Source organism: Arthrobacter sp. ok909 (genome assembly GCF_900104405.1).
Lineage (GTDB): Bacteria > Actinomycetota > Actinomycetes > Actinomycetales > Micrococcaceae > Arthrobacter > Arthrobacter humicola.
Map to the genome: position 1 here is coordinate 1 of NZ_FNJS01000064.1, position 8,551 is coordinate 8,551.

General features: G+C 63.6%; 6 protein-coding genes and 1 pseudogene. 5 read left to right on the top strand and 2 right to left on the bottom strand.

Translation table 11 applies throughout. The annotated features are described in order from the left end of the window. The 4 genes from BLR03_RS23595 to BLR03_RS23610 all read left to right on the top strand — a co-directional run. Positions 1–405 (top strand): OpcA/G6PD domain-containing protein (locus BLR03_RS23595; protein WP_254788680.1); only part of this gene is annotated, 405 nt, incomplete at its 5' end. Between the two features lie 105 nt (positions 406–510). Then, entirely contained in the window at positions 511–1,617 is a 1,107-nt protein-coding gene (locus BLR03_RS23600; RefSeq protein ID WP_091256960.1) for an S-(hydroxymethyl)mycothiol dehydrogenase, read from the top strand. Continuing rightward, positions 1,614–2,234 carry an MBL fold metallo-hydrolase gene (locus BLR03_RS23605; protein ID WP_091256962.1) on the top strand — a complete coding sequence of 207 codons (621 nt, stop codon included), beginning with the start codon at positions 1,614–1,616 and terminating at the stop codon, positions 2,232–2,234. The genes BLR03_RS23600 and BLR03_RS23605 overlap by 4 nt, the downstream gene beginning before the upstream one ends. A 110-nt stretch (positions 2,235–2,344) precedes the next feature. Continuing rightward, positions 2,345–4,696: an FdhF/YdeP family oxidoreductase gene (locus BLR03_RS23610; protein ID WP_091256963.1), complete on the top strand. Its 2,352-nt coding sequence runs from the start codon at positions 2,345–2,347 to the stop codon at positions 4,694–4,696. Between the two features lie 503 nt (positions 4,697–5,199). On the opposite strand, the gene BLR03_RS23615 is transcribed toward BLR03_RS23610, so the two are convergent. Together BLR03_RS23615 and BLR03_RS23620 are read right to left on the bottom strand one after the other, a co-directional pair. Then, a complete protein-coding gene (locus BLR03_RS23615) occupies positions 5,200–5,940 on the bottom strand; it encodes an IclR family transcriptional regulator (protein WP_091256965.1) in 741 nt (246 codons plus the stop codon). Next, positions 5,937–7,286 carry an APC family permease gene (locus tag BLR03_RS23620; RefSeq protein WP_254788681.1) on the bottom strand — a complete coding sequence of 450 codons (1,350 nt, stop codon included), beginning with the start codon at positions 7,284–7,286 and terminating at the stop codon, positions 5,937–5,939. Before BLR03_RS23620 ends, BLR03_RS23615 begins: the two co-directional genes overlap by 4 nt. A 735-nt stretch (positions 7,287–8,021) precedes the next feature. Between BLR03_RS23620 and BLR03_RS23625 the strand changes: the two are divergent. Next, positions 8,022–8,551: pseudogene (locus BLR03_RS23625) on the top strand (tyramine oxidase); the annotation flags it as partial.

The window sequence follows — 8,551 nt, forward strand, 5'->3', positions numbered from 1 at the left end:
GTCGCCGTCGAGGGCGCCTCCGACTCCCCGTCCACCATCCTGCTCGCCGCCTGGCTGACCCTGGCCCTGGACGCTCCCGTCACGATCGTCGCGGACCCCGCCGGCACCGGCATCCGGCGTGTCCGGCTGACCCGGACCGGCGGCGACGTCCAGCTCTTCCGGCCCGGACTGACCATCGCGGAACTGACCCAGCCCGGCCAGCCGGCGCAGCGGATCTCCCTGCCGCGCCGCAGCCTCAAGGACTGCCTGGCAGAAGAACTCCGCCGCCTGGACCCCGACGAAGTCTTCGGCGAAACCGTCCGCAGTCTTGATACCTCCAAAATGCACCAGGAAACCGACATGACGTTCACCTGCAACGGGGAACCAAGGCGTAACCGGGATCTTCAGTCACTGACCGCCGTCTAGGGGGACCGCGCAACCGAGGACCAGAAACCCCAACGCGATAGTTAGATTGGCACCTGGTGCCGATACACCGGATCCGGCCGGATCCAGGAAGGGAACAGAGGAATAATGGTCCACAAAGTACAGGCAGTCATCGCCAGGGAGAAGAATGCCCCGGTTTCGCTGGAGACAATCCTGGTCCCGGATCCGGGGCCGGGGGAGGCCCTGGTGGACATTCTCACGTGCGGGGTCTGCCACACGGACCTGCACTACAAGCAGGGCGACATCGGCAACGACTTCCCCTACCTGCTGGGCCATGAGGCCACGGGCGTTGTCAGCGCTGTGGGTTCCGATGTCACGCAGATTCGGCCCGGCGAGCGGGTCATCCTCAACTGGCGGGCCGTCTGCGGTGAGTGCAGAGCCTGTGCCAAGGGCCAGCCGCAGTACTGCTTCAACACGCACAACGCGACGCAGAAGATGACGCTCGAGGACGGTACGGAACTCTCTCCCGCCCTGGGCATCGGCGCCTTCGCGGAGAAGACCCTGGTTGCCGCCGGTCAGTGCACCAAAATTGACGACGACGCCGATCCCGCCGCCGTCGGGCTGCTCGGCTGCGGTGTGATGGCAGGCATCGGCGCCGCCATCAACACCGGTGAGGTCAAGCGCGGCGAATCCGTCGCCGTCATCGGCTGCGGCGGCGTGGGCATCGCCGCGATCGCCGGCGCAAAGCTCGCGGGCGCCACCACCATCATTGCGGTGGACATCGACGCCAACAAGGTGGAGTTGGCCAAGTCCCTTGGGGCCACCCACGGCGTGGATTCCGGCAACGAAGACCCCATCGAGGCAATCCGGGCCCTCACGGGAGGCAACGGCGCGGACGTGGTGATTGACGCCGTCGGCCGTCCTGAAACCTACAAGCAGGCGTTCTACGCCCGCGACCTCGCCGGCAGGGTGGTGCTGGTGGGCGTTCCGACGCCGGCCATGACGCTTGAGTTGCCGCTGCTGGACGTCTTTGGGCGGGGCGGATCGCTGAAGTCGTCCTGGTACGGGGACTGCCTGCCCTCCCGTGATTTCCCCATGCTCGTGGCGCATTACAAGCAGGGCAACCTGGATCTGGACGCCTTCGTCACCGAGCGGATCACCATCGACCAGGTGGAGGAAGCCTTCGCCAAAATGCATGACGGCAAGGTCCTGCGCTCGGTCGTTGAAATACAGTCTTTGAAGGAGCTCTCATGACAGTCACCATCGAAAACCTTGTCACCTCGGGCACTTTTTCGCTCGACGGCGGGACCTGGAACGTGGACAACAACGTCTGGATCGTGGGCAACGACTATGAGTGCGTCATCATCGACTCACCGCATGATGCGGCAGCCATCATCACCCAGGTGCGCGGCCGGAAGGTCCTGGCCATCCTGCTGACCCACGCTCACAACGACCACATCGGCGCGGCGCGGGAGGTCGCGGACGCTGTCGGCGCCCCTATCGTCCTCAACCCGGAGGACCTAGTCCTCTGGAAGCAGGCTTACCCGGATATGGAACCGGACCGGTACCACGGCGACGGTGACGTGTTCGAGGTGGGCGGCACCGCGCTGTTAGCCATCCACACCCCTGGCCATTCCCCGGGCTCCACCTGCTTTTACCTCGAAAGTGAGGGAACGGTCTTCACCGGCGACACCCTCTTTAACGGCGGACCGGGAGCGACGGGACGATCCTACAGCGATTACCCCACCATCCTGACCTCCATCCGCGAACGCCTCCTCACCCTCCCGCCGGGGACCGTCGTCCGCACGGGCCATGGCGATAACACCACCATCGGTGCAGAACGGGAACCGCTGGCAAAGGCTTCCCAGTAGAGCAGGGTCCCCCCATCAGCAGGATCCCGACGAGGCGCGCCAGGACAGCTGGCGCGCCTCGTCGGGCCTTTTGAACAAGAACGGCGTGAGCCGGCAAGGAAGTTGGAACAATGAAGTTCGGGAAGCAGCCCGCCCCCATCGCGGACATCAACGAGGACAACCTCGCAGTCCACAAGCCCAAGACCCAAGCGGCCGGGGTCAAGGCCGTGATGGTGGCCCTGGAACGCGCCGTGGCCCAGGCCGGCGTGACCCGCACGGCGCAGTCCCTGCTGCGGCTGAACCAGCGCGGCGGCTTCGACTGCCCGGGCTGCGCCTGGCCGGAATCGGACAAAAAGCGCAAGGCCGCCGAGTTCTGCGAGAACGGGGCCAAGGCCGTCGCCGAGGAGAACACCCTGCGGACCGTGGGGGCAGAGTTCTGGGCAAAGCACTCCATTGCCGAGCTGGCCGGGAAGACCGAGTACTGGCTGGGCAACCAGGGCCGGCTGAGCGAACCGGTGGTCATCAGGGAGGGGGAGACGCACTATTCGCCGATCTCCTGGGCGGAGGCCTTCGAGCTCATCGGCGAACACATCCGCGCCTCCACCCCGGACCGCTGCGTCTTCTACACCTCCGGGCGCACCGCGAACGAGACGGCGTTCATGTACCAGCTGTTCGCCCGGTCCCTGGGCACGAACAACCTCCCGGACTGTTCCAACATGTGCCACGAATCCTCCGGCTCGGCGCTGAACCCGACCATCGGCATCGGCAAGGGCACCGTGTCCCTGGACGACATCCACGACGCCGAGCTGATCTTCGTCGTCGGGCAGAACCCCGGCACCAACCACCCCCGCATGCTGTCCGCGCTGAAGGAATGCAAGGACAACGGGGGCAAAGTCATCGCGGTCAACCCGCTGCCCGAGGCCGGCCTGTTCAACTTCAAGGACCCGCAGACCGTCTCGGGCGTGGTGGGCGGCGGCACGCCGCTGGCAGACGAGTACCTCCAGATCAAGGTGGGCGGCGACCTCGCGCTGTTCCAGGCCCTCGGCCACCTCCTCCTGGGCGAGGAGGAACGGAACCCGGGCACCGTCGTCGACCGTTCCTTTATCGACGCGCAGACCGACGGGTTCGAAGCCTACCGCGACGCCCGCGGGGAGCTGGACTGGGCGGAGACCGAGAAAGCCACCGGCCTGGCCCGGAAGCAGATCGAGGACGTGGCCGGCATGCTCATCCGGTCCAAGGCCTCGATCTTCTGCTGGGCCCTCGGCGTCACCCAGCAGCCGCACTCGGTGGACACCATCAAGGAAATGGTCAACGTCCTGCTCCTGCAGGGCAACTTCGGCAAGCCCGGGGCCGGGGCCTGCCCGGTGCGCGGCCACTCGAACGTGCAGGGCGACCGGACCATGGGCATCTGGGAGAAACCCAAGGAATGGCTCCTGGAAGCCCTGGACTCCGAGTTCGGGATCCAGTCCCCGCGGCACCACGGCCATGACGCGGTGGAGGCCATGGAGGCGTTCGAACGCGACGCGGTGGACGTCTTTGTTTCCATGGGCGGGAATTTCTCGCTCGCATGCTCCGACACGGAAACCCTGGAGGCCGGGATGCAGCGGATCGGCCTCACGGTGCACATCTCCACCAAACCGAATCGTTCCCATGTGGTGCACGGCCGCACCTCACTGATCCTGCCCACCCTGGGCCGGACGGACAAGGACGACAAGCACCCCGGCGGCGCCCAGTTCCTGTCCGTGGAGGACTCCATGTCCGTGGTCCACTCGACCCAGGGCAGGCTCCAGCCCGTATCGGAGCACCTGCTCGCGGAGCCGGTCATCGTGGCCCGGATGGCCGAGGCCACCTTCGGGCCGGACCACGCCGTGGACTGGAAGGCCATGGCCGAGGACTACGACGTGGTCCGGGACCACATCTCCCGCGTCATCCCGGGCTTCGAGGACTTCAATACCCGTGTGCGGACCAGGAACGGTTTTGTGCTGCCCAACCCGCCGCGGGACACCCGGTCCTTCAAGACAGACATCGGCCGCGGCCGCTTCACGGTCAGCCCGCTGGAATACCTGACCCCGCCGGATGGGCACCTGGTGCTCCAGACCATCCGCAGCCACGACCAATACAACACCACGTTCTACGGCCTGGACGACCGCTACCGCGGAATCTCCGGCGGCCGCCGCGTGATCCTGGTGCACCCGCAGGACCTGGCCGAACTCGGCTTCAAGGACCGGGACCTCGTGGACGTCGTGAGCACCTTCCGGGGCCAGGACCGGCAGGCGGACAAGTTCCGGCTGGTCGCCTACCCGACGGCCAAGGGCTGCGCCGCGGCCTACTTCCCCGAAGCCAACGCCCTGGTCCACAAGGAAAACGTCGCAAGGGAATCAAACACCCCCGGATTCAAAGCCATGTTCGTCCGCTTCGAGCCACACGCCGGCGTGACTCCATCTGCCGCGGCCGGCGCTCTCGAACCGGCCACTGTCGTCTAGGAACAGCAGAACGGCCCCGCATCCCAAAGAAGACGGGGCCGTTCTTGTGATGTCGGCCAGTCGGCCGCACAGGCGTTCCATTCCCGGCTGCCATGTTGTCGCCGTACACGGTTCCCCAGCGTACTGATTTCGAGGCTTGTGGTGATGATCAGGCTGCGTTTCTCACAGCCGTCGGTGATGACTTGTAACAGGAGCCAGGCGTCTCCTGCATTTCGACGCAGCCGGCTATTCCCGTATCTAAGTGCGGGCTCACCGCACCATCCAGCAGGCGACAGGTGAGGCGTTGCTCAGCGGTCGGCTTCGTGGAGGACGATCACGGGCGGGCGGGATCGTTCATCGAGTTCCCCGCGAGTAGGGACGCTGTTTGGGAGGGCCGGCACGCCGGGGGAGAGTGCCGGCTTCACCGGTGATCGCCCCGGTTCGGCGTTGGGCTACGCCACTGGATCCTGGCGATCGGTGCACGATGGCCGGAGTGCCCTGTCGGTTCCGTTCCGGTTTGTCAATCAGAACAGGAAAGGTGCCAGGCGTGAGGTCAGTTCACGGGCCGCTTCGGCGTGTTCGCAGATTGTGGTGAACCGTTCTGCGGGGCCGGAGAGGCAGAGGGCTGCGCCGGCGGGCCTGCTGGGAAGTCTTACTGGAAGCGCCAGACTGGCGGATCCTTGTGCCAGTTCGTTGATTTCCGAGGCCTCGCCTTTGAACCGTATTTCCGCGAGTTGCCCTTCCAGTTGCGCCTCTGTGAGCGTGTGCTGTGTCAGCTTCATCAACGGCCCTCTCGGGAGAGGGGAGACCGAATCGCCAAGTTCAGCGAGCATCAGTTTCCCTGCGGCGGAGGCGTGTGGATACCGGAGCATTTCGAAAACTGAGTGGAGCGGATAATCCGGATCTTCATCGGCGATTCTGAGGGAAGCGTTCCGGAACATGATGAGGTGCACTGCGAAACGGTTTCCACTCCGGAACTCTTCTATTACGGTGCGGGCTGCGGTGGGAATGGTTGGGGGCGTCGCGGCCGTAATCAGGCCTGAAATCGCCTGTCCGAGTGCGAATCCACGGAGGTCGGATGTGCGGGCCAGATACTCGTCCGCGACGAGCGAATTCAGGATCCGGTAGGCGGTCGCCTGAGGCATCTGCAGAGCATCGGTGATTTCTTTCGCCGTTGTCCCGGTGCCGAACCGTGCCACAACCTCCAAGATCCTGAGCGAGTTTAGCGCTGTGCTGGGCTTGGAGTGCGTGGGCCTGTAGTTCATGACGTGGGCCTGCCATGAAAGAGGTCTAATTCCCGGGTCTCGTCATAGATGCCGACCGACGCCAGACGCTTAGGTAACCGGAGCTGAAGGAACCTGGCGTAAATGACGCTGGCAACGAGTAAACCGCCGTAGACGACGGTCTGCAGGTTGCCTGTGCGAACCGATACCTCCGTAGCCGTCCAGAACACCACCCCGAGGGCCAGGGTGGTTGCTGCTCCCAGTACCCAACTGGCATGAGTGTCCTCCCCTATCCGGCGCAGGAAGAAGGGCATGGACGCGCTGGCAAGGATATAAGACCCAAGGTATCCGTAGGCACCCAGCGTGAGGAGGTTCACGAGGGCCCGCTCGGGACTCGCACCGGAGATGATGACCGCGATGGGAACGATGGCAACTATCGGCATTATGACCATGATTGCCCCCGAGGGGGTTCGAAAGGCGGGATGGGTCCGGCCCACTATTCGCGGCGCAACGCCTTCTCTGCCCATACAGAAGAATATCCGAGCAAGGGCGTTTACAGAGGCGATCGCGCACGCAAACCACGATGCTGCGATTCCCAAATCAAGGACTGCGGCGAATGCAGGGGAAGTCTGGGAAAAAAGGTCAGACAACGGAGTGGGGCTGGCCGCGATGTTTAACGGTGCCTCCTTGAGGGCTACGTCCTGGGCGGCCACGGCAAGAAGACAAAGTACACCCATAAGGACGGGTGTCCACGTGATGGCCCGTGGGACGCTGACGAAGGGTCTGTGCGCCTCGCCTCCCAGTGTGGTCGGGCTTTCGAAGCCGACAAAGGCACTTACGGCCACGACGATTCCGATCGGTAACGAATCAAAATTTCCGTCCCAGGCAAACACGCTCCCGAGATTTACCTTCGGCGCGTTGAAGGCGAAGAAGATAATCATGAGGACGGCAAGGACTCCAATCGAAATGGATTCCATCAACAACGTGAACCACGCCGATATCCGTATCCCCCTAACCATGAGGAAGCATGCGGCGCCCGCGGCGGCAAGAATGACCAGTACTGCGGAAACCTTGGGATCCGCGAGGGGGACCCCAAGACTGACGAACATTTGAACGACATATACGCCGACAAGCAGCAGACTGGCCATGGCCACGAGGCCGTAACCGAACATGGCCGACCAGCCGGCGGTAATCGCCGTCCGCTGGCCAAGTCCCTTGGCTGTGTAGCTGTAGAGCCCGCTGACAGCAGCCATGCGCTTAGCCATCGGTCTCAGGCAGAAGGAAACCAGGACCATGACCGCCATGGCCACGCTGAATGTCAGCACAAGGTTCGGTCCATTGGAGCCAAAGACAAGACCTGGAAAGACAAGAGCCGGGATGACGGACATGGCACCCGCAGGCGCCACGCCGGCCACCGCCTGCGCGAAAACCGGCAAGAACGAGAGCTTCCGGCGGTTCAGACCCTCCACCGGAGAGCGGGAGGTGATTAAGCGGTCACCACGGGCAGACACTGCGAACCAACTTTCCCTCGGATGGGCGCGGTCCCCTTGCTCATGAGGGACGTCATCGACCCGAGGTGCAAAACATTAGCATCCCCGGGCGCGGTATGGGCGGTCGTGAAGGTGCTTCGAAATGTTTCCAACATGTTAACTACATTGAGAATATATGGCCCCAAATTTCTCACGTAAATATTCATAAAAGCACTCGCCTATATGAATTCCGTGACGTAGTTTTCTCTACACAGACGGAATGTACGTGACCGGCATCACGCCAGCGAGGCTCGGAACAGAGCCCGGCCGGCCCTCTAGGAATAGAGGGATGTCGCGTTTGCGGACGATCCCTCCCAGACCCCCAACCGGGGTTTCTGGGGTGATCTTCAGCGCAGCCTCATATGCGCCCCAAAATGAACAGTTCTGGCAAAGATAAACAGTTCTGATAATCGAAGGATCTTTTGAACTGGGTCCGGTAACGGCAACACCGCCTACCGGGCAGAGCGCAGGATCCAGGCCAGCGCGGGTCAACAGCTAACACGCCTCCCCGCGGGGTCCGTGTTTGCTGGCCGCGAGTCCCGTGCCGTTGTCGGCCCATAGTCACCCTCATTTTGAATAACCAAGGAGAAAACCATGACTCTTAACACTGAAACCGAGATCGTTGTAGGGGTATCGCACCCTCTGGATCCGTTGTCCCGCGCCGAGATTTCCCGGGCGGCTTCGATCCTGAAGGGTGGCCAGGCCGCGGCGGAGTCGTTCCGCTTTATCAGTATTGAGCTGCGCGAGCCGGAGAAGGAACTGCTGCGGAGCGGCGCTCAGACGGTGCGCGAGGCTGATGCGGTCCTGGTCAACCGTGCCGAGGGACGTTCCTACGAAGCGATTGTCGACCTTGATTCGGGCATCGTCTCGAAGTGGACGCAGCTGGCCGCGAACATCCAGCCTCCGTTCATGCTGGATGAGTTCGCCGAGGGTGAAGAGAGCTGCCGGAAGAACCCCGAGGTCCAGGCCGCCCTGGCCAAGCGCGGCATCACCGACATGTCCCTGGTCTGCTTCGAGCCGTGGTCCGTGGGCTACTTCGGTGAAGACAACGAGGGCCGGCGCCTGATGCGCGCCCTGGTGTTCGTCCGCGAGGAGGCCGATGACAGCCCGTACGCGCACCCGAT